General features: G+C 71.7%; 18 protein-coding genes and 2 pseudogenes. 11 read left to right on the top strand and 9 right to left on the bottom strand.

Annotated elements, in window-relative coordinates; translation table 11 throughout:
• Positions 1-71: 71 nt before the first annotated feature.
• Both ACWDUZ_RS04800 and ACWDUZ_RS04795 read left to right on the top strand, forming a co-directional pair.
• Positions 72-1,190 carry a GlxA family transcriptional regulator gene (locus ACWDUZ_RS04800; protein WP_451630346.1) on the top strand — a complete coding sequence of 373 codons (1,119 nt, stop codon included), beginning with the start codon at positions 72-74 and terminating at the stop codon, positions 1,188-1,190.
• Positions 1,191-1,231: 41 nt separating this feature from the next.
• Positions 1,232-2,242 carry a GlxA family transcriptional regulator gene (locus ACWDUZ_RS04795; RefSeq protein ID WP_451630345.1) on the top strand — a complete coding sequence of 337 codons (1,011 nt, stop codon included), beginning with the start codon at positions 1,232-1,234 and terminating at the stop codon, positions 2,240-2,242.
• Positions 2,243-2,379: 137 nt separating this feature from the next.
• On the opposite strand, the gene ACWDUZ_RS04790 is transcribed toward ACWDUZ_RS04795, so the two are convergent.
• Positions 2,380-2,904: an ATP-binding protein gene (locus tag ACWDUZ_RS04790; RefSeq protein WP_451630344.1), complete on the bottom strand. Its 525-nt coding sequence runs from the start codon at positions 2,902-2,904 to the stop codon at positions 2,380-2,382.
• Between the two features lie 1,180 nt (positions 2,905-4,084).
• Here ACWDUZ_RS04790 and ACWDUZ_RS04785 point away from each other — a divergent pair.
• The gene (locus ACWDUZ_RS04785; RefSeq protein WP_451630343.1) at positions 4,085-4,897 is read left to right on the top strand and encodes a maleylpyruvate isomerase family mycothiol-dependent enzyme; all 813 of its coding nucleotides are present in this window, start codon (positions 4,085-4,087) and stop codon (positions 4,895-4,897) included.
• Positions 4,898-5,098: 201 nt separating this feature from the next.
• Here the strand turns inward: ACWDUZ_RS04785 and sigJ are convergent, their stop codons facing one another.
• A complete protein-coding gene (gene sigJ, locus ACWDUZ_RS04780; protein WP_451630342.1) occupies positions 5,099-6,016 on the bottom strand; it encodes an RNA polymerase sigma factor SigJ in 918 nt (305 codons plus the stop codon).
• Between the two features lie 101 nt (positions 6,017-6,117).
• On the opposite strand from sigJ, the gene ACWDUZ_RS04775 reads away from it, so the two are divergent.
• Together ACWDUZ_RS04775 and ACWDUZ_RS04770 are read left to right on the top strand one after the other, a co-directional pair.
• Positions 6,118-6,492, top strand: coding sequence for a hypothetical protein (locus ACWDUZ_RS04775; protein ID WP_451630341.1), 375 nt, complete (start codon positions 6,118-6,120; stop codon positions 6,490-6,492).
• Positions 6,493-6,802: 310 nt separating this feature from the next.
• Complete coding sequence (locus ACWDUZ_RS04770; protein WP_451630340.1) at positions 6,803-7,987, top strand: type III polyketide synthase; 1,185 nt, start codon at positions 6,803-6,805, stop codon at positions 7,985-7,987.
• A gap of 127 nt (positions 7,988-8,114) precedes the next feature.
• On the opposite strand, the gene ACWDUZ_RS04765 is transcribed toward ACWDUZ_RS04770, so the two are convergent.
• The 4 genes from ACWDUZ_RS04765 to ACWDUZ_RS04750 all read right to left on the bottom strand — a co-directional run bounded on the left by ACWDUZ_RS04765 (position 8,115) and on the right by ACWDUZ_RS04750 (position 13,301).
• Positions 8,115-10,283: a SpoIIE family protein phosphatase gene (locus ACWDUZ_RS04765; RefSeq protein WP_451630339.1), complete on the bottom strand. Its 2,169-nt coding sequence runs from the start codon at positions 10,281-10,283 to the stop codon at positions 8,115-8,117.
• A 150-nt stretch (positions 10,284-10,433) separates the two neighbouring features.
• Positions 10,434-11,675 (bottom strand): cytochrome P450, encoded by a 1,242-nt coding sequence (locus tag ACWDUZ_RS04760; protein WP_451630338.1) that lies wholly within the window; start codon positions 11,673-11,675, stop codon positions 10,434-10,436.
• A gap of 17 nt (positions 11,676-11,692) precedes the next feature.
• On the bottom strand, positions 11,693-13,084 hold the full coding sequence (locus tag ACWDUZ_RS04755; RefSeq protein WP_451630337.1) for an NAD(P)/FAD-dependent oxidoreductase: 1,392 nt from the start codon (positions 13,082-13,084) through the stop codon (positions 11,693-11,695).
• A complete protein-coding gene (locus ACWDUZ_RS04750; protein ID WP_451630472.1) occupies positions 13,074-13,301 on the bottom strand; it encodes a ferredoxin in 228 nt (75 codons plus the stop codon). The genes ACWDUZ_RS04755 and ACWDUZ_RS04750 overlap by 11 nt, the downstream gene beginning before the upstream one ends.
• A 743-nt stretch (positions 13,302-14,044) precedes the next feature.
• Here ACWDUZ_RS04750 and ACWDUZ_RS04745 point away from each other — a divergent pair.
• Both ACWDUZ_RS04745 and ACWDUZ_RS04740 read left to right on the top strand, forming a co-directional pair.
• Positions 14,045-16,429 (top strand): phosphoketolase family protein, encoded by a 2,385-nt coding sequence (locus tag ACWDUZ_RS04745; protein WP_451630336.1) that lies wholly within the window; start codon positions 14,045-14,047, stop codon positions 16,427-16,429.
• 157 nt (positions 16,430-16,586) lie between these two features.
• On the top strand, positions 16,587-18,329 hold the full coding sequence (locus tag ACWDUZ_RS04740; protein WP_451630335.1) for a sensor histidine kinase: 1,743 nt from the start codon (positions 16,587-16,589) through the stop codon (positions 18,327-18,329).
• A 264-nt stretch (positions 18,330-18,593) separates the two neighbouring features.
• On the opposite strand, the gene ppk2 is transcribed toward ACWDUZ_RS04740, so the two are convergent.
• From ppk2 to ACWDUZ_RS04725, 3 genes are read right to left on the bottom strand one after another with little or no spacing between them, the layout of a single operon-like run.
• Positions 18,594-19,397 carry a polyphosphate kinase 2 gene (ppk2, locus tag ACWDUZ_RS04735; protein ID WP_451630334.1) on the bottom strand — a complete coding sequence of 268 codons (804 nt, stop codon included), beginning with the start codon at positions 19,395-19,397 and terminating at the stop codon, positions 18,594-18,596.
• A 33-nt stretch (positions 19,398-19,430) separates the two neighbouring features.
• On the bottom strand, positions 19,431-20,096 hold the full coding sequence (locus ACWDUZ_RS04730; protein WP_451630333.1) for a CBS domain-containing protein: 666 nt from the start codon (positions 20,094-20,096) through the stop codon (positions 19,431-19,433).
• Between the two features lie 56 nt (positions 20,097-20,152).
• Entirely contained in the window at positions 20,153-20,608 is a 456-nt protein-coding gene (locus tag ACWDUZ_RS04725; RefSeq protein ID WP_451630332.1) for a cyclic nucleotide-binding domain-containing protein, read from the bottom strand.
• A 575-nt stretch (positions 20,609-21,183) separates the two neighbouring features.
• Between ACWDUZ_RS04725 and ACWDUZ_RS04720 the strand changes: the two genes are divergently transcribed.
• The 4 genes and pseudogenes from ACWDUZ_RS04720 (at position 21,184) to ACWDUZ_RS04705 (ending at position 25,198) form a co-directional block, all read left to right on the top strand.
• On the top strand, positions 21,184-22,194 hold the full coding sequence (locus ACWDUZ_RS04720; protein ID WP_451630331.1) for a LacI family DNA-binding transcriptional regulator: 1,011 nt from the start codon (positions 21,184-21,186) through the stop codon (positions 22,192-22,194).
• 213 nt (positions 22,195-22,407) lie between these two features.
• A pseudogene (locus ACWDUZ_RS04715) lies at positions 22,408-22,836 on the top strand (discoidin domain-containing protein); the annotation flags it as partial.
• A gap of 133 nt (positions 22,837-22,969) precedes the next feature.
• Positions 22,970-23,428: pseudogene (locus ACWDUZ_RS04710) on the top strand (discoidin domain-containing protein); the annotation flags it as partial.
• Between the two features lie 354 nt (positions 23,429-23,782).
• Positions 23,783-25,198: an extracellular solute-binding protein gene (locus ACWDUZ_RS04705; protein WP_451630330.1), complete on the top strand. Its 1,416-nt coding sequence runs from the start codon at positions 23,783-23,785 to the stop codon at positions 25,196-25,198.
• Positions 25,199-25,285 lie beyond the last annotated feature (87 nt).

Genomic DNA, 25,285 nt, shown 5'->3' with positions numbered 1-25,285 from the left:
ATGGCCGGATGGCCGGATGCGAGGGTTACCGGTCCTTGCACCGCCGCGAGCCCGGCCGGAGGCTGGGAAGCATGATCAGCTCGAATGGCCAGGGCGGCACGGACAGGCGCCCGCTGACCCACCCGGTCGTGATGGTCCTGTACGACGGGGTGCAGGCGCTGGACGTGACCGGACCGCTGGACGTCCTGGCGGCCGCGAACGAGCACGGCGGCCGCTACCGGGTCGTCACGGCCTCTCCGCAGGGAAAGGACATAAGCACCACCTCCGGGCTGCGGCTGGCCGCCGACGCGGCGCTGGAGGACTGCGCGGGACGGATCGGCACCCTCTTCATCCCGGGCCGTCCCGACTGGCACGTCGCCACCGAGGACGCCGCGTTCATCGGCCAGTTGGGGCGGCTGGGCCGCGCAGCCTGCCGGGTGGCCTCGGTGTGCGCGGGGGCGTTCCCGCTGGCGGCCACGGGCCTGCTGGACGGGCGCCGCGCCGCCACCCACTGGCGGCTGGCCGAGGACTTGGCCGCCCACTATCCCGCGGTCCAGGTGGACCATGACGCGATCTTCATCCGGCAAGGCCGGGTCATCACCTCGGCAGGTGTCACGGCCGGCATCGACCTGACCCTGTCCCTGGTGGAGGAGGACCTGGGCCCCGAGGTGGCGCGTGCCGCGGCCAAGTACCTGGTGGTGTTCATGGCCCGGCCCGGCGGGCAGTCGCAGTTCAGTGTCCGGCTGCGCGCCCGCTACTGCCGCAGCGCCACGGTGCGGGAGGTGCTGGACGCCGTGACGGCCCATCCCCAGGCGGACCACCGGCTGGGTGCGCTCGCGGCCCGTGCGGGCGTCAGTGTGCGCCACCTGACCCGGCTGATCCGCCAGGAGACCGGCATCACGGCCGCCCGGTTCGTCGAGCAGATCCGTCTCGAGGCGGCGCAGGGCCTGCTGGAAGCGGGCACTGATCCGCTGGACACGGTCGCCCGCAGAAGCGGATTCGGATCCGCCGAAACGCTGCGCCGTGCCTTTCAGCGCGAGTTCGGGATCTCGCCCGGCACCTACCGCGCACGGTTCCGGAGCACGCAGCAGGGCCGCGCCGCTCCGCCGGCCGGACTCGGCAGCGTGGGGTGCGGGCCGGCCGGCGGCTCCCCGGCCGGCGCCCAGGCGGCGGCCGTGGCGGGCGGCGGGGGGCAGGCCACCGGGGCGTGACCGCCTTGCGGCCGTCGAGGAGACGGGCGGAAGATTTGTGCATGGACAGGCCGAGCGGGCGGCGTCGGCCGCACCTGGTGGTGATGGTGCTGTTCGACTGCGTGCAGTTGCTCGATGTGACCGGGCCGCTGGAGGTGTTCGCCGCCGCCAACGACCAGGGAGCCCGTTACCGGCTGCTGACCGCCTCGCCCGACGGGCGGGAGGCCCTGACGACTGCGGGCGCCCGGCTGGCGGCGGACGCGGCACTGGACGAGGTCACCGGACCGATAGGCACCCTGATCGTGCCCGGCCGTCCCGACTGGCGGGCGGCGGTCGCCGATGCCCCGCTCATTGCCGGGATCCGCCGCCTGGCAGGACTGTCCGGCCGGGTGGCGTCGGTGTGCGCGGGCGCGTTCCCGCTGGCGGCCACCGGGCTGCTGGACGGGCGCCGGGCGGCCACCCACTGGTGTCTGGCCGGTGAGCTGGCCGAGAGATTCCCCCACGTCCAGGTCGATGCCGACTCCATCTTCGTGCGCGACGGCAGGATCATCAGCTCCGCGGGCATCACCTCCGGCATCGATCTGTCGCTGTCGCTGGTCGAGGAGGACTACGGCCCGACCGTGGCGCGTGCCGCGGCCAAGTACCTGGTGGTGTTCATGGCCCGGCCAGGCGGGCAGTCGCAGTTCAGCGTCCGTCAGGCCGCCCGCCAGCCCCGCCACCAGCTGGTGCGCCAGGTGATGGACGAGGTCACCTCCGACCCGGCCGCCGACCACAGTCTGGAGGCACTGGCGGGGCGGATCGGCATGAGCGTGCGCCAGCTCACCCGGCTGTTCCGGGCCGAGGTGGGGATGACCGTGACCCAGTTCGTGGAACAGGTCCGCATCGAGGCCGCGCAGGGACTCCTGGAGTCCGGTACCGACCCGCTGGACGTCGTCGCCCGCCGCTCGGGCTTCGGCTCCGAGGAAACCCTGCGCCGAGCCTTTCAGCGGGCACGCGGCATCACACCCGGCACCTACCGGGCCCGGTTCAGGAGCACCCTCGTCGACCGGGCCTCCCGGGCGGCAGCCCGCTGACGACCACCCTGGACCCACCCCGTGCATCGGCCGCGCTCTCCGAACACAGACCATGGCGCGGCGCGCTGACCGGGGAAGTCCGACGAACTTTGCTGCCTGTGGCAGCGTCGCTCACCGGGCGATGAGATGGGAGTTTCTCACCCGTCACACCCAGCGGCTCCGGGACCGCGCGCCGTCGGCGCGGGCGTCGCCACCCGCAGCACCGCGCCCACGCACCATCCCTCCGGGCGGCAGCTCACCTCCACGGCATCGGCCACCGCCTCGACGATCGCCAGCCCGCGGCCGTGCTCCGCCGCCTCCTGCGGGAGGACAAGCCGGTCCGTCACCGAAGGATCCCCGGAGTCCGCGACACACAGGTACAGCCGGTCCGTCTCCTGGAGCAGGCGGATGGTCATCTCCGAGCGGCCGTAGCGGACGGCGTTGGTCGCCAGCTCGCTGAGGACCAGCGCGGCCGTGCCGCAGTCGTCAGCGCCCAGGCCCCACAGCGTGAGCAGGCCGGTGCTCCACCGACGGGTGATGCCCACGCAGGCCGCTTCGGCCGCCAGTGCCATCACGGCCACCCGGGCCGAACGCGTGGACGCAGGCCGCGTCCGGCCCGCGTTGCCGGCGACCGGTACACCCTGCTTGGCGGCACGGTTTCGATGACTCGCGGCGTAGGGCATGGCGACCTCCGAAGGTGCCTGCCTGGCGGTGGATCCGTCGGCGCTCTCGTGACAACCAGCAGTGGAACGCGGTCATGGCGCCGTCCGAGGCCACATCTCCCACGCATCGGGCCATGGGCCGACCCGTGCCGCAAGAGGTGCCCCACGGGCGGGGCGGCGCAGGACGGCGCCCGCACACTGCGCACCACGGTGTTTCGCGCGCCGCGCGGCCAGGCCTGACGTGGGTGGAACAACGCTCGACCCCCTCGGAAGGACGAGGACCGTTGTCGCGGTCAGGCCCCGAACCGAGGGTTCGCCGTCCTCCCGGCTCCTGCCGGGCGGGTGGGTGGCCCAGCGAAACCGGACCGGTCGCCTGCCCCGCGCACCGAGAGAGCACCACCCGCATGCCGTCCTGCACGACCGCACTCATCCTCCGCGAGCCCGTCCGCCTGCGGATCATCGCCCGTTGCAACTCATCGGATCCCGACCCGTGAGCCCGCCCGGCATCCCCAGGGGACGCGCGGTACTGCTGTTCGCCCTGCCGGCTGTCCGCCGCAGCCGTGTCGTGTGCCGGGACACCGTCATCGACACGCTCCGGCCCGACCGCGCCCCTGCGACCGCCACACAGGCGATTGCCTCCCCCGTCAGCCGACTGCGCCGAGTGGTCGGCACCTGTCTCGAACGTGTCGGGTGCGGATACGGGCTCGACACCACCGGCGGGCACGTCGACTTGGAGCATGGCCGCCCGCTGACGCAGGCGGCAGGTGGTCAGCTCCGGACGGGTGCACCCGCGTTCGCGGACGCGGCCACCCGGCGAGCACTCGGCCTGCTGACGCAGGGCGAGCGGTCGAGTAGTTCCAGCCCGTCCGGGTGGAGCGAGGACCTCGACCGCCGCACAAGTTGCCGTCCGATGTGACGAATCGTCAGAGCAGAGGCGGGCTCAAGGAGTTGTCGGGCCGCTTCCCGCCAAGAGGGCCCGTAGCAGCCGGCAGCAGAACGCCCCTCAGGTGAAAGCCGACCAGAAGGGCGAGAGCGTGCCACACACGCAGCGAAGAGATCATCGAGACGTCCCCCCACAGGACTGATGGACCGGGGCACCCACGTGCACGCGCGGTGAAGCCCGGATTGCAGATCGACTGCGTCGCCGATTCGAAGGGCGGGCCCTGGACAGATGCAGAGGGCTGGTCCACCCTTCCCATGCATGACCGCCTCTCGTCGTGAGTCGGCCGCGCGACCGCGGCTGCCTGAAGCCATCCGTGCCGTAGCCGAGGAGACAGCGGGGTTGCTCCGCTCGTGCACGGATGCCACGGTGCCCATTCCTGGGGCTGAGTGGACGGTCGGAGAGTCCGCGGCACATCTGGTCCTGGCCAACGAGTTGATGGCTGCACTCGCCGCGGGGAATGAGCAGGAATACGGCGATGGCACACCGGGGGGACTCGCGGCGGCCAACGCCGCCTCGCTGAGCTCCTTCCCCGAACGTGACCCAGCCGTCCTGGCGGGCGGCATCGTCCGGTACGCGCGGGACTTCACCGAGGCGGCCCGCCTGCGGTCGGCGGATACGCCGACGGAGACACCGCTGGGGCCCATGGACTTGCAGACTCTCGGCTCCTACCTGCTGACTCACATGCTTGGGCACGGCTACGACATCGCGGCGGCACTGGGCCGGCCACACATGATCGACCGTGACAGAGTCGATCTGGCGATGCCGTTTCTGATCACTGCGATGCCCCGTGTCGTCGATGCGCGCGCGGCGGCCGGTCACCGTGCCTGTTACGAGCTGAGGGTGCGTGGCCTTTCTCGGCTCACGGTGACGTTCACCAACGGCACGGTGGCTGTGCACACCGAACCCTCGCGCCGCCCCGACTGCGTCGTCATGATCGAACCGATCACCTTCTTCCTCCTCGCACTGGGCAGACGCAGTGCCATCGGCGCCATCGTCCGGGGCAAAGTCCTCGCCTGGGGACGCAAACCCTGGCTCGCGCCTGGTTTCCCCGCATTGTTCAGCGCACCATGACGGACGCCCGCCCGGTCCCGCCCGGGAAGCACACGTCCACGACCGCGACACGCGCACTCGCTGCCGGGCTCGGCGACGGACCCACCCGAACGCGTCGGCCCGTCGCCGGGGCGTGGTCCCGCCGGCGGATGCGGACTGCACGAATGACCCTTCTGACACCGGGAGGCCCGCGGAGGCGGGCCCCTCGGCAAACCGGGCCCTTCAGCCCTCCCGCGCCCACGGCCGCAGCTTCTCCGGGTTGCGTACCGCCCAGATCCGGGTGACCAGCCCGTCCGAGATGTCGAACGAGGCCACGGTCATGACGACGCCGGCACGCCGGGCGACCAGGCCGGGCACGCCGTTGACCGTGCGCTCGAGCAGTTGGAGTCCCGGTGCCTTGTCGGCGACGGCGACCATGTACTGGGCGATGCGCGCGCCGCCCTCCAGCGGGCGCAGCACGGCGCCGACCACGCCGCCACCGTCGGCGGTCATCACGGCGGCCGGGTCGAGGAGACCGACGAGGGCCGCTATGTCCTTGGTCTCCCATGCCTCTTTGACGCGCCGCACCATGTCGGCCCGGCCGGTCGCGGCCACCGGAGTGCGCGCGGCACTGACTCGCCGCCGGGCGGAGGCCGCGAGTTGTTTGCAGGCCGCGGGCGTTCTGCCGAGCACGCCGGCGATCTCGGCGAACGGGTACCGGAAGACGTCGTGCAGGACGAACGCCACCCGCTCGGCGGCCGTCATCGACTCCAGGACGACGAGGAAGGCCATGGTCACCGACTCGTCCAGGACGATCTGGTCGGCGGGGTCAGCGGGGCCGCCGGCGTCGGCGCCGCCCGTGTGGTCCCACTCGGTGCGGTCGGGCAGCGGTTCAGGCAGCCACGCGCCGACATAGCGCTCGCGGCGGGCCCGCGCCGAACCGAGCAGGTCCAGGCAGATACGGCTGGTCACCGTCGTCAGCCAGGCGCCAGGAGAGACGATCTTCTCCCGCCGGCTCGGCGGCAGCCCGTACCAGCGAGCGTAGGCGTCCTGTACGGCGTCCTCGGCCTCGGTCACCGAACCGAGCAACCGGTAGGCGACATTGATCAGTTGGCGCCGCTCGTCGGCCGTCTCGTTCGTGCCGGTCACGACAGTTCCCATGCTTCCGGCCGCCCCCTCGCCTTACCTTTCGCAGGCCCGCGTCGTCGGATCGGTGAAACCTTATCGATCCACTGCCCGAGGGCGGAAAAGAGGACTGGGCCATGGCCACTCACGTGACGGAGACGTCCGACGCACAGCGCGGCTCCTCGTTCCTGCGGAGCGCGATCGCTCTGCAGACCCTGACCATCTTCCTCCAGGCGGTCTCCGCCGGACTGCTGCTGACCTCGTCCTACGGCGAGACGCTGCACAGTGTCGGAGCCCGGGTGATGTACGCGGCGTCGATGCTGTACGTGCTCGCGGCGGTGCTGGCATGGAAGCCGGGCGGCGGCTCGTCCCGACCCGTCCGGCACGCCTCGGGCTTCCTCGTACTCGCCTCGGTCCAGGTGGTGCTCGGCATCGCGCACGTCCCGTCGGTCCATCTCCCCCTGGGGGTATTGATGTTCGGCCTGAGCGTGCTGGCGCTGGTCCGGCGCTGAGGGCCGGCGGCCGTGCGGCGGTGACCGCACAGGCCGAGCCGCTGCCGCCCGGCTGACGGGGTGTCAGGCAGGGCGGACGGAGTGCGCTGAGTGGTTCTGTTCGGTGACGTGTGTGCCGTGTCACGCATGTCGAGTGCCGCCTAAGTTGTGTGCATCACAGCGTAAATGTCCTTTTGGTGGCCATGCTCGAAACCGACGGCGACTCCTGAAGTGGAGTCCATCGGCGATGTCTTGGGCGCCCCATTCCGGAGTGACCCAAGACACAGCACCCGTGACATTCCCGCCTGTTCCCCCGGAAAGGTGCCGCACTATGGCCGCTTACCTCTGTCCTCCTGCCGTGATACACGGCGAGCACGCCGTGGAGACCAGCCAGATCGTGGCGGAGGTGCGAGATCGGCATCCGCACGCGGTGTGGGCGTCGCGGATCGACGGCATCGCGGCCAGTACGGGCATCGAGACCCGCGGGTGGATGCTGCCGCTGGAGGCCGCCGTAGCGCCCGGCAGTGGCGGCGCCCTGCGGGCTGCCGGCCCCGGTGCGGCCGAAGAGGCGTTGGCACGCGACGGTTTCACCCGGCAGGACGTGGACCGTGTGATCGCCGCGCTCGAGGCGATACCCACGCCGCAGACCGTCCAGGAGCGCACCGCTCCCGCCTGGGCGGCCGTGCAGGCCTACGGGGAGCATGCGGCGCGGGGCGCCCTGCAGATCGCCGGACTGGACGCCGCGGACATCGACTGCCTGATCACGAGCAACTCCACCACCCCGGCGCTGCCGGGCCTGGACGTCGCCCTGGCCAACAGGCTCCCGCTCCGCGACGACGTGATGCTGCTGCCCGCCACGCAGTGGGCCTGCATCGCGGGGACCCGCTCCCTGGCGCTGGCCGCGGATCTGGTGGCGGCGGACCCCGACCGGGTGGTCCTGGTCGTGATCGCGGAGGCGCTGAGCACGACCTACCAGCCCGCGGACGACACCCTCGAGTCCCTGATCGTCCGGCTGCTGTTCGCGGACACCGCGGTCGCCGCGGTGGTCACGGGCCGCCCGCGCCCGGAGTCGGTGCTGCGGCTGGACGCCGCCTGGCACCACACCCTGCCCGGCACACAGGATCTGCACCGCCTGGACACGCGAGCGGACGGCACCCACTTCGTGATGGACCGGCGCGGGCCGCGCGCCGTGCAGCAGACGGTCACCGCGATGTGGGAGTGGCTGCGCCTGCGCTACCAGGACCACCCCGAAGCCTGGCACCCCGACGTGCTGCTCGCCCACCCCGGTGGGACCCGGGTGCTGGAGTACATGGAGCAGACGATGCCCGACGCGTGGCCGTCGGGGCTGCTGGAGCACAGCCGGGACAGCTACACCACCGGGAACCGTGGAGGCGCCGCCGTGTTCGACATCATGCGGCGGGCGCACGACGCCGGGCAGAAGCCGGGCAGTCGCGCCGTCCTGTACGCGGCGGCGCCGGGCCTCACCGCGACCGCCCTGGAAGGCGAGTGGTTGTAGGAGTGTCTCGGGAACGGACCGTCCGCCGGTCGCGTCACCCGACGTGACATTCAGGACGCCGTCCGCACCGCCGGTGACGGATGCGGCCGGCGGGTGCGCCGGACGTGCCCCCGCCCCCCGGCAGGCGTCACCGCGCGACTTCCGCCCAGACCACCTTGCCGGTGTCCGTCCACCGCACGCCCCAGCGGGTGGTGAGACCGTGCACGACGTTCAGGCCACGACCGCCGTCGGCGAGGAGGTCGCCCCGGCTCACCCGCGGCCTGCCGTTGCCGGTGTCGCCCACCTCGCACAGCAGCCCGTGACCGGCCCTGATCAGCCGTACCGTGATGGGACCGGTGGCGAACCGCACCGCGTTCGTCACCAGCTCGCTGACCAGCAGCAGCGCGGTGTCCCGGGTGTCGTCCCTGGTGCGCCACTGCCGCAGCAGCGCGGACACCTGCGCACGGGCACGGGCCGGGGCGTCGTCGCGGGCGGGTAGCCGCCAGGTGGAGGTGTCCTCCTTGCGGTAGCCGATCATGCGCGCGAGCAGCAGGGTCACGTCGTCGCGCTGAGGAACGGGTGCCAGCGCGGAGACGACGTGCCGTGCGGCCTGCTGGAGGGCGTCCCACGGGTGCACGGTGGACACGGCGTCCGCCAGCCTGGCGATGCCGTCGTCGATCGACACGGCCGGATCCTCCACCAGGCCGTCCGTGTAGAGGGCCAGCAGCGACCCCGGGGGTGCGTCGAACGTCTGCACGTCGAACGGTTCGCGCAACGCGAACTCGGCGCCCAGACCCGGGTGAGGGCGGACCGCGAGCGGGCTGACGCGCCCGTCCGGGGACACCAGGACCGGGGGAAGGTGTCCGGCGCTGGACAGCGCCACGTGGTGGCCGACCGGGTCGTAGAGGGCGATGCAGCACGTCGAGCCGAGGGCGCTGTAGCCGGCCGTCAGCCCGGACTCCGCGTCGTCCAGCAGCGACACGGTCGCGTCCAGATGCTCCAGCACCTCGCTGGGAGCGAGCCCCGCGGACAGCAGCGCGCGGGCCTCCATGCTGAGCTGGCCCATGGTCGCCGCGGCTCCCAGGCCGTGCCCGACGACGTCACCGACCACCAGTGCGGTACGGCCGTCCGGCAGCGGAAAGCTGTTCACCCAGTCGCCGCCGACGCCCGCGCTGTCGGGTGTGGCGGGCTGGTAGATGCTGGCGATCTCGAGGGTGTCGCCGCCGGAGCGGGGCAGCAGCCGGCGTTGCAACGCCAGCACCTGTGTGTGCTCGCGCTGATGCTGACGGGCCAGGTCGACGTGATGGGCGGTCCTTGCGACCAGTTCCTGGAGGTCGAGCAGCTCGCTGTCGCGGAAGGGGCGGTCCGCCCGCCGCCAGATCTCCGCCACGCCCAGCACCACGGGCGGCGGGCCGTCCAGCACCAGCGGTATGCACGCCACGCCCGCCGAACGGTCACCGGGCACCAGGGCGCGCATCACTCGCGGGCCGGCCAGCACCCGCTCGACCGCCTCCCGGTCGGGTATGACGATGGCCTGCGGGGCGTCGTCCCGCCGCACCGCCTGCGCCAGCAGGCGACTCGCCTCGCCGGGAAGATCGTCGCCCGGGGTCACGTAGCCCTCCGGCCATGCCCGGTCCGGCACCAGCGCCGCCCGGCGCAGCCGGATGCGCCCGTGCGGCTGGTCGGTGACCCCCTCGCCGGTCCACACGGCGAAGTCGAGATCGACGGCGGCGACCTCTCCCCAGGCCAGCAAGTGCCGGGCCAGCGACTGCGCGGTCTCGCCGATGTCCAGCGAGGTGCCGATCGCGGTCTCGGCGGCGTACAGGTGCAGCCTCTTGGCCATGGCGATCACGGAAACCGTCAGGCTCTCCTGCGGCACCGCGGCGGGCAGGATGCTCATCGAGACCACCAGCTCCGACCCGTCGCCGCGCCGCAGGCGCTGGATCCGGGCGACGTGCGCCTCACCGGTCTCCAACACCTGCCGCAGCCGCCGTGTGACCGTCGGTACGTCCCCCGGGGGCAGGAGATCGACGAAGTGATCGCCGGGCATGGCGTCCAGACCCTCGAACACGGGGGCGTCCAGGTTGCAGCGGGTGATCCTCAGCTCCCTGTCCAGGTTGACCGCGCCGAGAATCTGATCCTGGCGGCCGGCTTCCGGGTCCTCGGGCGGGCGTGGGCGGGCGGAGCGCCCGCCCTGCGCCCGCGGGTCGGCGGGACCGGAGGCCGCACTCGCTCCGCCGCGCGGGATGTAGCGTCCCAGAGCGCTGCTGACCAGGTCGAACGCCGAAGAGGACGAGGGTGAGGGTGTGGAGTCCATGCGGCTCTCTCAGCAATCCCCGGCGCGACGCCGGGGCCGTACTCGAACCCGTGCGGCAGGCCCCGAGATCCCTGGCCGCACACCTCATTCAATAACACCGGGGGACGCCTTGCCCTCCACGTTCGGGTCACCGGCGCACCGGAAAGCCGCTCAGGGCGTGATGCCCCGGATGGCCAGGGGAAGGTGGCGGGGGCCGCGCAGTACGGGGCTGTGGCGGTAGGGCGGGGGGTCCGCCACGAGCTGGGGGTCGTCGACGCGGCGGAAGAGTTCGGTGAGCGCGATATGGGCCTCCAACCGGGCCAGGGCCGCACCGAAGCAGTAGTGGATGCCGGTGTAGAAGCCCAGGTGCTGGTTGTCGGTGCGGTCGGGGACGAAGCGGTCGGGGTCCTCGAAGCGCCGCGGGTCGCGGTTGCCCGCGGCGAGCAGGAGCCAGACCGGCGCGCCCTTGGGGATGACGGTGTCCGCGACGTCGATGTCGTCCAGGGCGGCGAAGAACGGCAGGAAGTGAACCGGTGGCTCGTAGCGCAGTACTTCCTCGACCAGGGGCACGACCAGGCCGGGCTCGGCGCGAAACCGTTGCAGGATGTCCGGATGACGCAGCAGGGTGAGCGTTGCGTTGCTGATCAGGTTGACGGTGGTCTCGTGGCCCGCCAGCAGCAGCAGAGCGGCGGTGCTCACCAGTTCCGAGGGTGACATGCGTCCGCCGGGACCGGTTCGGGGAGCCAGCGTGCCGAGCATGCCCTCGCCGGGATGGCGCTTCTTGTCCTCGATGAGTTCGGCCAGGTACACGGCCAGTTCCTGCCGGGCACGGTCACCTTCGCGGGCGCGTTGTGCGCCGTCCTCGTCCGGTCCCGCGTCCAGGCTGTCGACCACCTTGTCCACCCAGACATGGAAGCGGCCCTCGTCCTCGCGCGGCACGCCGAGAATCTTGCAGATGGCGGTGACGGGGAGCCGGTAGGCGAACTCGTCGACGACGTCGACCTGGTCCTTGCCCTGGAACGCGTCGAGCAGCCCGGTGACGATCCGGGTCAGGTCGCCGCGCAGGTCGTGGATGAACCGCGGGCTGTGCGGAGGCCCGAACGGCTCCATGGCCACGTCGCGCAGCCGATCGTGCTCCGGCGGGTCCAGCCGGATGAAACTGCGCCGCAGGTTCGACTCCTCCTCCTGCGCCAGCGCTCCTCCCGTGCCGGGGGTGAGGCTGCGGGGGTCGGCGCTGAGGCGTGGGTCGTCGGCGAGGGCGCGGATGTCGTAGTAGGTGGTGACGAGGTAGCTGCCGTCGTCCTGGCGCAGGACCGGCCCCGCTTCGCGGAGCGCGGCGTACAGCGGATACGGGTCGGCCCGGTGAGCGTAGTCGGTGAACTGCGACGTCGTGGTGGTGGTGACGGCGGACATCGGGCGCTCCCGGGGGGTCAGGCACGTGCCGGAACGAAGCCCACGCGGCGTTCGCTCGGCGAGTGGCCGGTCAGGGTCACGGTCGGGCCGTGGCTGGGCAGGCGGGGGTCGGGGAACTCGGGGTCGATGGGCTTGAGCGCCGCCGCGCGCTGGTCGACGGTGACGTGTGCGGGCGGGAAGGGCGCTGCGGCCTCGATCCGGTGACGGTAGAACTCCAGCCACTTCCCGCCGTCGAAGGAGACCGCGGCGATGACCCGGCCCTGGTGCCCGTAGACCGCGACGAACTTCCGTTCGGCCAGATCTCCCTGCGCGACGATCAGTTCGTCGCCCAGTGCGGGTACGCCCACGGACTTGATGTTGACGCCGAACTGGGAGGACCAGAACATCGGCAGCCACAGATGGGGCCGGCGCTCGGTGCGTGCGCAGATCATGTTGTGCGCGGCGATCTCGGCCTGTTCCACCGCATTGCCCCAGTGCTCCAGCGACAGGAACTGGTAGCCGAAGAGCGGATGCGGGCAACGAGCCACGTCGCCGGCCGCGTAGATGTCGTCGGTGACGATGCCGTTGACGTCGAAGGCCCGGCAGCCGGCGTCGCAGGCGATCCCCCGCGGACCGGCCGCCAGCCCGGAGCCGGCGAGCCAGTCGGTGTTGCGGATCGCCCCCAGGGACACCATGGCCACATCGACCTCGATCACCGTGCCGTCGGACAGATGGGCGCACCGCAGCCGGCCCGCCGCGTCGCCCTCCAGCGCGGTGACCGTGATCCCGCAGCGCAGATCGACCCCGTGTTCCCGCTGAAGATCGGCGGCCACCGCACCGACGACTCCGCCCAGCGCGCCCACCAGCGGTGCCGGGCCGCGTTCGGCGACCGTGACCTCCAGTCCCCGTTCCCGGCACGCGGAGGCGATCTCGGAGCCGGTGAACCCGGCACCGATGACAAGGATCCGGCGCGGCCCCGCGGCCAGCTTCCGCATCAGCCGGACCGAGTCGTCGCGGGTGCGCAGCACGAAGACGCCGCTGAGGTCCGCCTCCTCCGGGTGGATCCAGGGCCGCGCACGGACCCCGGTGGTGATCAGCAGCCGGTCGTAGGGAAGCTCCGTGCCGTCCGCGAGGTGTACGTTCTGCGCGCCCCGGTCCAGACCCGTCGCGGCCACCCCCAGCCGCCACTCCGCGTCGATCTGCCGCCTCCGCGGCAGGGCCCCCTCCGGCGGCACCCGGCCCAGCAGCACCTGTTTCGACAGCGGCGGCCGGTCGTACGGCTCGTAGGGTTCGTCCCCGACCATGGTCAGCGACCCCGTGAAGCCCCCCTCCCGGAGTGCCTCGGCGGCCCGCAGCCCGGCCAGGGAGGCGCCGACGACGACGATGCGGCCGTCCTGCCGGAAGCTCTGGGCGTCCGTCTCAGCCGACACGGGACGCCACCCCCTCGGTCGGTTCGTCGGACCAGTCGACCAGGATCGCCTGTACCGGACACGCCGCCGCGGCCCGCCGCACGTTCTCCCGCTGCGACGCATCGACCTGTGGATCGAACAGCAGCGCCTCACCGCCGTGCAGGGTGAAGACATCGGGGGCGAGGAAAACGCACTGTGCGAACCCCTGGCACCGGTTCAGATCGACGACAAGCCTCATCAGCATCACTGCTTCCCGACGGGGCCGCCGCCGGCACGGTGATGCCGGGGCGAACGGCGGCGGACAGGTCCCTCCAGCCTCTGCCGCCCCCCGGGTACCGGCGACCGGTCGCGCTCCGAACGGGCGACGGGCGACAGGGACGCGGGCTCGGACCCCGCACGTCATCGCCACCGGGCGGTGCTCCAGCCCGGAGTCGCGGCAGGCTCGGGAATGAACGTGCCGGCCGCCACGGACAAGAGCGCCGCATCGGGAGCCGGCTACCTGGTTACCGAGGGTCCATGTACCCATCAAGGCCTCCGGCCCGGCCGGTGGCGTTCCGCTGCCCTCGCTCTCGGTGGTGCGCAAGGACGGCAGCGTGCACTCCCTCCCCACTTGTGCCGGAGCGGACTCCGTACACGGGTCCGCGGGTCCGCCGGCCGTACACCTCGAGCGACTGGCGGACGACACCACGGCGCCAGGGAAGTTCGAGGGCTGCGGCAGGACCGTCCCCTGGACAGGGGCAGGCACTGTACGGTCGTGGTCTCCACACCACAGGACCACCCCGCCGACGCGACCACGGCGCACGCGGTGACGTGGCTGGACCGGCGGGAGCCTGCGCGGCGCCGCCCGGCCCCGCGGTGTGACCCGAACGGCCCTGTCGGGTACCCGGGCGTCGGCCGGAGGGTGGAGACGGTGTGCCGCCGGCACACGGATACGGCAGCCCCACCGCTGTGCCCGACCATGTCGACCAGGAAGGATCCCTGATGTCCGTCGAGACGCGGCAGGCCCCCGCCGAACTCACGGACGAGGAACTCGCGACGCTGGACGCCCACTGGCGCGCCGCGAACTACCTCTCCGTCGGCCAGATCTACCTCATGGCCAACCCCCTGCTGACCGAGCCGCTGCGCCCGGAGCACGTCAAGCCGCGGCTGCTGGGCCACTGGGGCACCTCGCCGGGCCTCAACCTGGTCCACACCCACCTCAACCGGCTCATCAGGACCCGCGACCTGGACACGCTGTGCATCTGGGGCCCCGGCCACGGCGGCCCCGCGGTGCTGGCCAACTCCTGGCTGGAGGGCTCGTACACCGAGACGTACCCGGACGTCACCCGGGACGCGGCCGGCATGGCCCGGCTGTTCAGGCAGTTCTCGTTCCCCGGTGGGGTGCCCAGCCACGTCGCACCCGAGACGCCGGGCTCGATCCACGAGGGCGGCGAGCTCGGCTACGCGCTCTCCCACGCCTACGGCGCCGCGTTCGACAACCCCGAGTTGCTGGTCGCGTGCGTGATCGGCGACGGCGAGGCGGAGACCGGCCCGCTTGCCGCGTCCTGGCACTCCGACAAGTTTCTCGACCCGGTCCACGACGGAGCGGTCCTGCCGATCCTGCACCTGAACGGCTACAAGATCGCCAATCCGACGATCCTGGCCCGGCTGCCCGAAACGGAACTCGACGATCTGCTGAGGGGCTACGGCCATGACCCCCTCCACGTCACCGGCGACGACCCGGCCACCGTCCACCGCGCTCTGGCCGCCGCCCTCGACACCGCCGCCGACCGCATCGCCGGGATCCAGCACGCCGCCCGCGAGCACGGCGTCACCGACCGGCCCCGCTGGCCGGTGATCGTGCTGCGCACCCCGAAGGGCTGGACCGGCCCCGCCGAGGTCGACGGCCTGCCCGTGGAGGGCACCTGGCGCTCCCACCAGGTCCCGCTCGCCGCCGTCCACGACAACCCCGAACATCTGCGGCAACTGGAGGCCTGGCTGCGGTCCTACCGGCCCGAGGAACTGTTCGACGAGCACGGCGCCCCCCGCCCCGACGTCCTCGCCTGCGTCCCCGCGGGCACCCGCCGGCTCGGCGCCACCCCGCACGCCAACGGCGGACTGCTGCTGCAAAAGCTGCCGCTGCCGCCGCTGGAGAAGCACGCCGTCGCGGTCGACAAGCCCGGTGCCACCCTGCACGAACCCACGCGCGTCCTCGGCGACCTGCTTCAGGACGTGATGGCGGCCACCGCCGGCCGGCGCGACTTCCGTCTCGTCGGCCCCGACGAGACCGCCTCCAACCGCCTCCAGGCCGTCTACGGCGCCAGCGGCAAGGCCTGGCAGGCCCAGACCCTGCCCGTCGACGAGAACCTCGACCGGCACGGCCGGGTGATGGAGATCCTGTCCGAACACACCTGCCAGGGCTGGCTGGAGGGGTACCTCCTCACCGGCCGGCACGGGCTGTTCTCCTGCTACGAGGCCTTCGTGCACATCGTCGACTCCATGGTCAACCAGCACGCCAAGTGGCTGCGCACCACCCGCCGGCTGACCTGGCGCGCCCCCATCGCCTCCCTCAACTACCTGCTGACCTCGCACGTGTGGCGCCAGGACCACAACGGCTTCTCCCACCAGGACCCCGGCTTCGTCGACCACATCCTCAACAAGAGCCCCGAGGCCGTGCGGGTCTACTTCCCGCCGGACGCCAACACCCTGCTCTCGGTGGCCGACCACGCGCTGCGCAGCCGGGACTACGTCAACGTGATCGTCGCCGGGAAGCAGCCCTGCTTCGACTGGCTGTCCATGGACCAGGCGACGGTGCACTGCGCGCGCGGCGCCGGCGTGTGGGAATGGGCCGGCACGGAGGACGGCACCCGCGAACCCGACGTGGTGCTGGCCTGCGCGGGCGACGTGCCCACGCAGGAGGTACTGGCCGCCGCCCAGCTGCTGCGCCGGCACCTGCCCGCGCTGGCCGTGCGCGTGGTCAACGTCGTCGACATCGCCCGGCTGATGCCGGCCGAGGAGCACCCGCACGGCATGACCGACTTCGAGTACGACGGGCTGTTCACCACCGACAAGCCGGTGATCTTCGCCTACCACGGCTATCCGTGGCTCATCCACCGCCTGGCCTACCGTCGCGCCGGCCACGGCCACCTGCACGTGCGCGGCTACAAGGAGATCGGCACCACCACCACCCCGTTCGACATGGTGGTGAGCAACGACCTCGACCGCTACCGCCTGGTCATGGACGTCATCGACCGCGTCCCCGGCCTCGCCGTCCGAGCCGCCGGGGTACGCCAGCGCATGGAGGACACCCGGCTGCGGCACCGGACCTGGACCCGCGAGCACGGCGTGGACCTGCCCGAGGTAGCCGACTGGACCTGGGACGGCTGAGACGGCCGTACGGGCCGGCCGCTCGGGCCGGCCCGTTCCCTGTTGCGCCGCCACCGCGCCACCGCGGCGGTATCCGTGCCGTCTCCGCCTCGCAGCGACTACTGTGACGGCTGAGCGGAAGGGCTTTCGGCACGTCACAGGGGCTTGGAGGACTGCGGTGGGAGGCTCCGAGGAGGCCGACGACGCCCGGGTGCGGCTGCCGCAACTGCGGCTCGACGAGCTGCTGGAGGAGCTGCAGGCGCGCCTGGACGCGGCTCGCGGCACCCGGGACCGGGTGCACAGCCTGCTGGAGGCGGTGCTGTCCGTCGGCCGGGAGCTGGACCTGGAACAGGTCCTGCGCCGGATCGTCGAGGCCGCGGCGGTGCTGGTCGACGCCGAGTACGCCGCGCTGGGCGTGATCGGCCCGGACGGCATGCGGCTGTCCGCCTTCCACACCGTCGGGGTGAGCGAGGACGTCATCGCCCGGATCGGTCCGTTCCCGGAGGGGCACGGGATCCTGGGTGAGCTGATCAGGCATCCCGAGCCGCTGCGGCTGGCGAAGCTGTCCGAGCATCCGTCGTCGTACGGTTTTCCGGCGCATCATCCGCCGATGAGTACGTTCCTGGGTGTTCCGATCCGGGTGCGGGATCAGGTGTTCGGCAATCTGTACCTGACCGAGAAGCGGAGCGGGGCGGAGTTCGACGAGGAGGACGAGTCGGTTCTGTCCACGCTGGCGGTGGCGGCGGGTGTGGCGATCGACAACGCCCGGTTGTACGAGGAGTCCCGGCTGCGCGAGCGCTTGCTGGAGGCGAACGCGGAGATCACCCACAGTCTGATGTCCGGAGCCGCCCAGGCGGCGGTGCTCGCACTGATCGCCGAACGCGCCCGCGAGATCACCGGCTCGGCCCTCGCCGCGATGTCCACCCCCGTGAAGGACACCGACACGCTCACCGTGGAACTGGCCATCGGCCGGCAGGCGGAGGCGCACCGCGGGCTGGTGCTGCCGGTGCGCGGCACCCTCACGGGAGAGGCGTTCGCCGGCGGCGCACCCGTGAGCAGCCCGGACATTGCGCACGACGAGCGCGTCACCGTCGGACCGCCGCGCTTCGCCGGCCTCGGCCCGGCCGTCGCCGTCCCCGTCGGCGTCGGCGGGCAGGCGCGCGGAGTGGTGCTGCTCGTCCGCGAGACGGGGGCCGGCAACTTCTCCGACACCGAACTGGAACTGCTCAAGACGTTCGCGGCGCAGGCCGCCCTCGCCATGGAACTGGCCGAGCGGCGTCAGGACGCGGAGCAGATCACGCTGCTGGAGGACCGTGACCGGATCGCGCGGGACCTGCACGATCTGGCCATACAGCGGTTGTTCGCCACCGGCATGACCTTGCAGAGCGCGGGCCGGTTCATCGACCACGCCGGCGCCAAGGAGCGGGTGCTGCGGGCCGTGGACGATCTGGACGAGACGATCAAGATCATCAGGTCGACGATCTTCGGCCTGCGGACGCGTGAGGACGAGGCGGCTCCGGGGTTGCGGGCGCGTGCGGTGCGGGTGATCGCGGAGGCCGCGCGGGTGATGGGGTTCGCGCCGAGTGTGCGCATGGAGGGTCTGCTGGACACCCATGTGCCCGGCAGGACGGCGGACGATGTGGTGGCGGTGCTGTCGGAGTCGTTGACGAACGTGGCGCGGCACGCGCACGCGGACCGGGTCGAGGTGGCGTTGGAGACGGACGGCAGGACGGTGCGGCTCGCCGTCACGGACAACGGGGTGGGCATTCCCGCCGGGGGCCGCCGCAGCGGCCTGGCCAACATGGCCGAGAGGGCCCGTGCCCTGGGCGGCGACCTGGAGCTGACCACCCCCGACGGCGGGGGAACCAGACTGGTCTGGCAGGCGCGGGTGAGCGACGTCGGCACCCCGCTCGGCCCCTGACGGTCTCAGCCACTGACCGACGTCCCGCCGGGCCGCGACCGCGGTGGTGCTGCTCACCGCCCGAGCGCCGGTCGAGGGCACCTCCTGGGCACATCTGCCCGCCTCGCTCGCCGTCGCCGCGACCACGGTCCGCCTGGTGCCGGCGCTGCGCACCCGTCGCGGTCCGTACGGCTGCCCGCCGACCCGGGCCGCGGAGCGACTCCCGCGGGCCGGCGCCCGGTACCGGACCCGCCGGAGGACCGGCCGCCGGCGTCACGCCTGCGCTCACAGGTCCGCCGCGTGATCGGGGACGTAGGTCTGCCGATCGCGTGGCGGACGCTCGTACCCGGTCGGTTCCGGCCGCCGCGGCAGCGCCGGCAGGGGCGGTGAGACGTCGTGGTGCGGCAGGGTGCTCAGCAGGTGGGCGATCATGTTCAGCCGGGCGCGGCGCTTGTCGTCGCTCTCCACGACGTACCAGGGCGACTCGGGGATGTCGGTGTGCGCCATCATCTCGTCCTTGGCCCGTGAGTACGCCTCCCAACGGGTGATCGACTCCAGGTCCATCGGCGACAGCTTCCACCGTCGCAGCGGGTCCGTGAGACGGCGGCGGAAACGCTCCTCCTGCTCCGCGTCGCTCACCGAGAACCAGTACTTGCGCAGCAGGATCCCGTCCTCCACGAGCATCCGCTCGAAGACCGGGCACTGGCGCAGGAACCGCTGGTACTCCTCCTCGGTACAGAAGCCCATCACGTGCTCGACCCCGGCCCGGTTGTACCAGGACCGGTCGAAGAGCACGATCTCCCCGGCGGCCGGCAGCTGCTCGGTGTACCGCTGGAAGTACCACTGGGTGCGCTCGCGCTCGGTCGGCCTGGGCAGCGCCGCGATCCGGGCGACGCGCGGATTGAGGTGCTCGGTCACCCGCTTGATCGTGCCGCCCTTCCCGGCCGCGTCCCGCCCCTCGAACACCACCACCAGCCGGGCACCGGTCGCCCGTACCCACTCCTGGAGCTGCACCAACTCCGTCTGAAGACGCAACAGTTCCTTCTCGTACGTCTTGCGCGGCAGCCTCGCCGCCTCTGCGTGTCTCATGCCTCAGGTTCGCATCAGGTCCGCATCGCCGTGTCACTCGGGCACGGCGAGCGACGCGTCGCTGCTGAGCCGGCACTCGACGTCGACGACGCCTTCCACGGCGTGCACCAGCCGGGCGGCCACCGGCACGACCGAGGTGTCGCGTATGTGGCCCGTGAGGGTGACGCGGCCGTCGCGGACCTGCACATGGATCCGTTCGGCGCAGGACGGGAAGAGGGGTACGACGACTTCCTGCCGGACTTCCTCCGCGATGTCGTCGTCCGCCCGCAGGAAGACCTTCAGCAGGTCCCCCCGGCTGACCACGCCCTCCAGCATGCCCGCGTCGTCGACCACGGGCAGCCGCTTGACCCTGCGCAGGGCCATGATCCGGGCCGCCTCGGCGAGCGTGGCGTCCGCGTGGACGGTGACGGCGGGGCTGCTCATCACCTCCCCGGCGGTCAGCGCGCCCGCCTTGGCCAGGTCGGGCAGGCGGCCGAGCTGTGTGAACCGGTCGGGATCGCTGTCGCGGAACTCCTCCTTGGGCAGCAGATCGGCCTCCGAGACGACGCCGATCACCCGGCCCTCGCCCTCCAGCACGGGCAGCGCGCTGACCTTCCACTGCCCCATGAGGCCGACGATCTCCTTGAACGGGGCGTCGCGCCCCACCGCCACGACGGTGTGTGTCATGACGTCACTCACGATGTGCGGGCTGCCGTCCATGATCTCCTCCTCGGAGTGCCGGTACGGTGGCCGCGCGGTCCTTCAGGCCGTGCTCGTCACCTGGTCCCGCTGCCGTACGGGGCGTACAGGTCGAGTAGCCGGATCCGGGCCGAGTGCAGCCGGTGGGCGACCACTTTCCCGACCCAGACGGCGACCGCGCGGCCGAACTCGGCGTCCGCGGCGCACAGCATCCGGACGGTGTCGGCGTCGAACTCGTAGGCCCGGACCGGGCTCGTGGCCTCGGCGCCCAGATGCCACACGTACGGCGGGAAGTGCCAGGACCAGCCGAGCAGCTCCCCGTGTCCCACGGACTCGATGACGGCGGGGCGGCGCCCGGGGACGTGCAGGTCGAGGGCGACCGTCCCGGTCTTGATGATCCAGAACCGGTCGGCGTGCCGGCCCTCCTCGAACAGACGGCTGCCGGCGTCGAAGAACACCTCGTGGCCCGTGGCCATGAGCTGTTCGCGGTGCTGGGCGGGCAGTGCCGTGGAAAGAGTGAGGGTGGAGGTCATCGCTCCGGCTCCTTTCGTTCCCGTCGGACGAGGCCGTGAGCCTGCTGGTCTCAGGCTCCGCCCCCGGCGGGCCGCGGCGCCAGGGCCGACCGGACTCGTATCGGGGACCTTCGGCCCAGGAGACGGGGAGCCGCGATGCGCAAGGGCGAGGCGGGCGGACGCGGCGTAAGGGCGACCCTGACGACGGGAAGGACCATCCGCTTCTCGCGGATCCCGATTGCGCGGTGCGCGGCTGGAGCCGCTTCCCCGCGTCTGTCCAGCGATCCTTCCCGCCGCTTTCAGGACACCACACGGACCACCCCGCCGCCAATACCGTTCAGGTGCGCCGTCGCGTCCCGTCACACCCGTTGCGCGTCGGCAGCAGCGTCACCGGGTCAGTCCCGCGGCGCGCCGTCCGGCCGGCGGCTTCTCGCGTGCCGGCGGCTGTGCAAGTCCTGCACGGATTTTGCGCAGCCCTTCCTGTCCGAACCCCTGGCGCTGTCCGGCTCACCCTTCCTCCGCCCTGTACCCGGCATCCGTCGATCCCAACAGCCTGGCCGCAATCCGCTTGCGCGAATTGCGCTAGTCTTGCGTGCATGACGCGACGACTTGCTCAGGTGGCTAAGAAGGTGGGGGTCAGCGAGGCGACGGTCAGTCGTGTCCTCAATGGCAAGCCCGGGGTCTCCGAGTCGACCCGCCAGGCCGTCCTCACGGCCCTCGACGTGCTGGGGTACGAGCGGCCCACGCAGCTGCGCGGAGAGCGTGCCCGGCTCGTCGGGCTGGTGCTGCCGGAGCTCCAGAACCCGATCTTCCCGGCCTTCGCGGAGGTCATCGGAGGGGCGCTGGCCCAGCAGGGGCTGACCCCGGTGCTGTGCACGCAGACCAAGGGCGGGGTGTCCGAGGCCGACTACGTCGACCTGCTGCTCCAGCAACAGGTGTCCGGCGTGGTCTTCGCCGGTGGCCTGTTCGCGCAGGCCGACGCCCCGCACGACCACTACCGGCGGCTCGCCGAGCGGGACATCCCCGTGGTGCTCATCAACGCCTCGATCGAGGGCCTCGACTTCCCCTGTGTCGCGTGCGACGACGCCGTCGCGGTCGAGCAGGCGTGGCGGCACCTGGCCTCGCTGGGGCACGAGCGGATCGGCCTGGTCCTCGGCCCCGGCGACCACGTTCCCTCGCGCCGCAAGCTGGAGGCCGCGCGGGCGATGGCGCGGGCCACAGGTGCGGAGCTGCCCGACGACTCCGTCGTGCGCTCGATGTTCTCGCTCGAAGGGGGACAGGCCGCAACCGCCCGTCTCCTGGACGCGGGCGTCACCGGCATCGTGTGCGCGAGCGACCCGCTCGCCCTCGGCGCCATCAGGGCGGTGCGCAGGCGCGGGCTCTCCGTACCCGCGGACGTCTCGGTCGTGGGATTCGACGACTCCGCCTTCATGAACTGCACCGAGCCGCCGCTGTCCACCGTCCGGCAGCCCATCGAGGCGATGGGCCGCGCGGCGGTCGAGCTGCTGTGCGCCCAGCTCCAGGGGACCCGGTCGCACCCCGGTGAGCTGCTCTTCGAACCGGAACTGGTGCTGCGCGGCTCGACCGCGCCGCCGCCGGCGGGCTGAGACCCGCACCGCCCGCTCCGCACCCGCCCCATCTCCCGCAGCCGGCCGAGGCCGGCTTCCGTTTCGCCGTCCGCCACCCACACTTCACGGTTCCTGAGCCGTAGACGAGTTGACAAACTTCTGGAACTCTCTGAGCGTCCTACGCAAGTTGGCGACATCGCCGTCGCCGGTGACGTCACCACGTACACCGACACCCGGCCCGCGACGAGAACGGTGACCTACTACGTGCGGGCCCGGGACGCGGCCGGCAACAAGTCCGTCCCCAGCAACAGCGTGACCCGCAACGGCAGCGGAGGCGGCGGCTCCGACCTCGCCGTCGGCAAGCCGATCACCGCCTCCTCCGTGGTGGATCCCCACGGGGCGGCGAACGCCGATGACAACAGCGTGACCACCTACTGGGAAGGCGCGGCCGGAAGTTACCCGAACACGCTCACCGTCGAGCTCGGCGCCAACGCGGATCTGAACCGTCTCGTGCTGCGGCTGAACCCCGACCCGGTCTGGTCCGAGCGCACGCAGACCATCGAGGTCCTGGGCCGCGAGCAGAGCGCCGACGGCTTCGAGTCCCTGGTGGGCGCCAGGAGCTGCACCTTCGATCCGGCCGACGGCAACAGCGTCGCCATTCCGGTGTCCGCCCGGGTGGCCGACGTGCGGTTGAGGTTCACGGCCAACTCCGGCGCCACGGCGGGACAGGTCGCCGAGTTCCAGGTGATCGGCGTTCCGGCGCCCAACCCCGACCTGGAGGTCACCGGGCTGACCGTGTCGCCCGCCGCCCCCCTCCCTGGACTTCGGCTATCCGATGAACGGCTTCGGAACCGGGCCGACGACGTTCGAGAACGTGACCATCGAGCGGGCCGGGGGCCACTTCTGGGGAGCGCAGACCTTCCCCGGCATCTGGCTGTTCTCCGCGTCGAAGGTGTTCCAGGGCATCCGGGTCAGCCATGTCGACATCGTCGATCCCACCTACAGCGGGGTGATGTTCCAGACGAACTACTCGGGCGGGCCGCAGTACCCCATCACGGGCACGGTCTTCACCGACGTCTCCGTCTCCGGCGCCCACAGGAGCGGGGACGCCTACGACGCCAAGTCGGGCTTCGGCCTGTGGGCCAACGAGATGCCGGAGGCGGGCCAGGGCCCGGCCGTCGGTGAGGTGACGTTCAACGGGCTCAGGCTGAACGACAACGCCGTCGACATCCGTAACACCACGTCCACCTTCAAGATCAACATCAATCCGTAGCGGCACGTCGCGACGGCCGGGCGACCGGCGGACCGCGACGTCGTGCCGAGAGGCCGACGCCCGCAGGCCGGTGCAAGCTCCTTGCGGAGCTTTGCACCGGCCTTGCGTGCGGTTGGTGGTCAGGTGGCGCAGGCCCCGGTACCGGCCTGGCCCGAGCCGCTGCGACACGGCGGGCGCTCGGTGGGCTCCGTGCCCCGTGCTCACGCAATCAACCTGGGCTGTCAAACAATTGCGGAATCGACGCGACATCTTGCGTGCTTCTGCTGGCGGTGGTTGAGTGTGTCGCGCCCCACAACGCACCGAGTCGCACCGACGGTGGGGCACCTCACCGTTCATGCCCGAAGGGGACCACCCATGAGAAGTGCCCGGTTCCGCCGTACCCGCCGCGCCGGTGCGGTCGCCCTCGTCTCCGCGCTCACGTTGACCGCGCTCGCCGCCTGCGGCACCAGCGCGAGCGACAACGGTTCCGGTGGTTCCGAAGGGGGTGGCTCCTCGGACCCGGCCGCCCCGCTGGACCCGAAGACCAAGGTGACCCTCACGATCGACTGCATGCCCCCCGCGGCGAAGTCGGCCGAGCTCAAGGAGTGGAAGGAGGACGTCGCCGAGTTCAACAAGAAGTACCCGAACGTCCGGATCGAGGGCCGGTCCACTCCGGGCCAGTGCCTGGAGCCCCCGCGGTTCACCGCGATGCTGAAGGCGCACTCCCAGCCCGACGTCTTCTACACGTACTTCACCGACCTGCCCCAGGTGCTCGACAACAACGGCGCCACGGACATCACCGCCTACGTCAACGACACGACGGTCCCGCTGCTCAAGGACATCGACCCGAACGTCCTGGGCTCGCTGAAGCACGACGGCAAGCTCTACGGCCTGCCCACCAGCAACTACACGATGGGCCTGCTCATCAACCGCAAGCTGTTCCAGCAGGCCGGCCTCGACCCCGACAACCCGCCGCGCACCTGGGACGAGGTCCGCGCCGCCGCCAGGAAGATCGCCGGTCTCGGCCACGGCATCGCCGGCTACGGCGAGTACAGCGCCGCCAACACCGGCGGCTGGCACTTCACCGCGCAGGTGTACAGCCGCGGCGGCGAGATGGTGGACCCGACCGGCAAGAAGGCCGCGTTCAACGACGACATCGGCCGCCAGGTGCTCCAGGACCTCCACGCCATGCGCTGGGAGGACGACAGCATGGGCAAGACCCAGCTGCTGAAATGGGGCGACCTGCAGAAGCAGATCGCCACCGACAAGCTCGGCATGTTCCTCGCCGCCCCCGACGACATCGCGTACATGGTGCAGCAACTCGGGGCCCGGTACGAGAACTTCGGCATGGGCCCGATCCCGGGCGGGAAGAGCACCCTGGCCGGTGGCAACAACTACATGATCAAGAGCGGGATGTCGGCCGACAAGATCAAGGCCGCGATCGCCTGGCTGAACTTCAAGAACCTCACCGTCGGCAAGGGCCAGTTCGACTGGGCCCGCACCAAGGCCGACAAGCTCCCGGTCGGCGTCCCGCAGCCCAACTTCTGGCTCGGCGAGTCCAAGAAGAAGGACGACGCCGCACGCAGCGCCAACGCCACCATGCCGGTCGAGAACTTCAAGACGTTCATGGACAACCCGGTGCCCGGCAAGGCCGAACCGCCGAAGGCCCAGGAGATCTACAAGGTCCTCGACAACGCGATGTCCGGCGTCCTCACCGACAAGAACTCCGACATCGACAAACTGCTCTCCACCGCCGAGGCACAGGTCAACCAGGTGCTGGCCAACCAGTGACCGGTCACCGGTGGGGGCGGGCCCGAGGACCCGCTCCCACCCGGCAGACCGCGAACCCGGTCCCGGCGTACGGGACCGATCACCCGC

This window comes from Streptomyces sp. NPDC003393, assembly GCF_053589015.1.
This window is presented reverse-complemented; position numbering and strand designations above follow the sequence as displayed.

Excerpts from the sequence above, each read along its gene's own strand:
- ACWDUZ_RS04800 (WP_451630346.1), top strand. The coding sequence starts at position 72 with ATGATCAGCTCGAATGGCCAGGGCGGCACGGACAGGCGCCCGCTGACC.
- ACWDUZ_RS04795 (WP_451630345.1), top strand. The coding sequence starts at position 1,232 with ATGGACAGGCCGAGCGGGCGGCGTCGGCCGCACCTGGTGGTGATGGTG.
- ACWDUZ_RS04790 (WP_451630344.1), bottom strand. The coding sequence starts at position 2,904 with ATGCCCTACGCCGCGAGTCATCGAAACCGTGCCGCCAAGCAGGGTGTA.
- ACWDUZ_RS04785 (WP_451630343.1), top strand. The coding sequence starts at position 4,085 with ATGACCGCCTCTCGTCGTGAGTCGGCCGCGCGACCGCGGCTGCCTGAA.
- sigJ (WP_451630342.1), bottom strand. The coding sequence starts at position 6,016 with ATGGGAACTGTCGTGACCGGCACGAACGAGACGGCCGACGAGCGGCGC.
- ACWDUZ_RS04775 (WP_451630341.1), top strand. The coding sequence starts at position 6,118 with ATGGCCACTCACGTGACGGAGACGTCCGACGCACAGCGCGGCTCCTCG.
- ACWDUZ_RS04770 (WP_451630340.1), top strand. The coding sequence starts at position 6,803 with ATGGCCGCTTACCTCTGTCCTCCTGCCGTGATACACGGCGAGCACGCC.
- ACWDUZ_RS04765 (WP_451630339.1), bottom strand. The coding sequence starts at position 10,283 with ATGGACTCCACACCCTCACCCTCGTCCTCTTCGGCGTTCGACCTGGTC.
- ACWDUZ_RS04760 (WP_451630338.1), bottom strand. The coding sequence starts at position 11,675 with ATGTCCGCCGTCACCACCACCACGACGTCGCAGTTCACCGACTACGCT.
- ACWDUZ_RS04750 (WP_451630472.1), bottom strand. The coding sequence starts at position 13,301 with ATGAGGCTTGTCGTCGATCTGAACCGGTGCCAGGGGTTCGCACAGTGC.
- ACWDUZ_RS04745 (WP_451630336.1), top strand. The coding sequence starts at position 14,045 with ATGTCCGTCGAGACGCGGCAGGCCCCCGCCGAACTCACGGACGAGGAA.
- ppk2 (WP_451630334.1), bottom strand. The coding sequence starts at position 19,397 with ATGAGACACGCAGAGGCGGCGAGGCTGCCGCGCAAGACGTACGAGAAG.
- ACWDUZ_RS04730 (WP_451630333.1), bottom strand. The coding sequence starts at position 20,096 with ATGGACGGCAGCCCGCACATCGTGAGTGACGTCATGACACACACCGTC.
- ACWDUZ_RS04725 (WP_451630332.1), bottom strand. The coding sequence starts at position 20,608 with ATGACCTCCACCCTCACTCTTTCCACGGCACTGCCCGCCCAGCACCGC.
- ACWDUZ_RS04720 (WP_451630331.1), top strand. The coding sequence starts at position 21,184 with ATGACGCGACGACTTGCTCAGGTGGCTAAGAAGGTGGGGGTCAGCGAG.
- ACWDUZ_RS04705 (WP_451630330.1), top strand. The coding sequence starts at position 23,783 with ATGAGAAGTGCCCGGTTCCGCCGTACCCGCCGCGCCGGTGCGGTCGCC.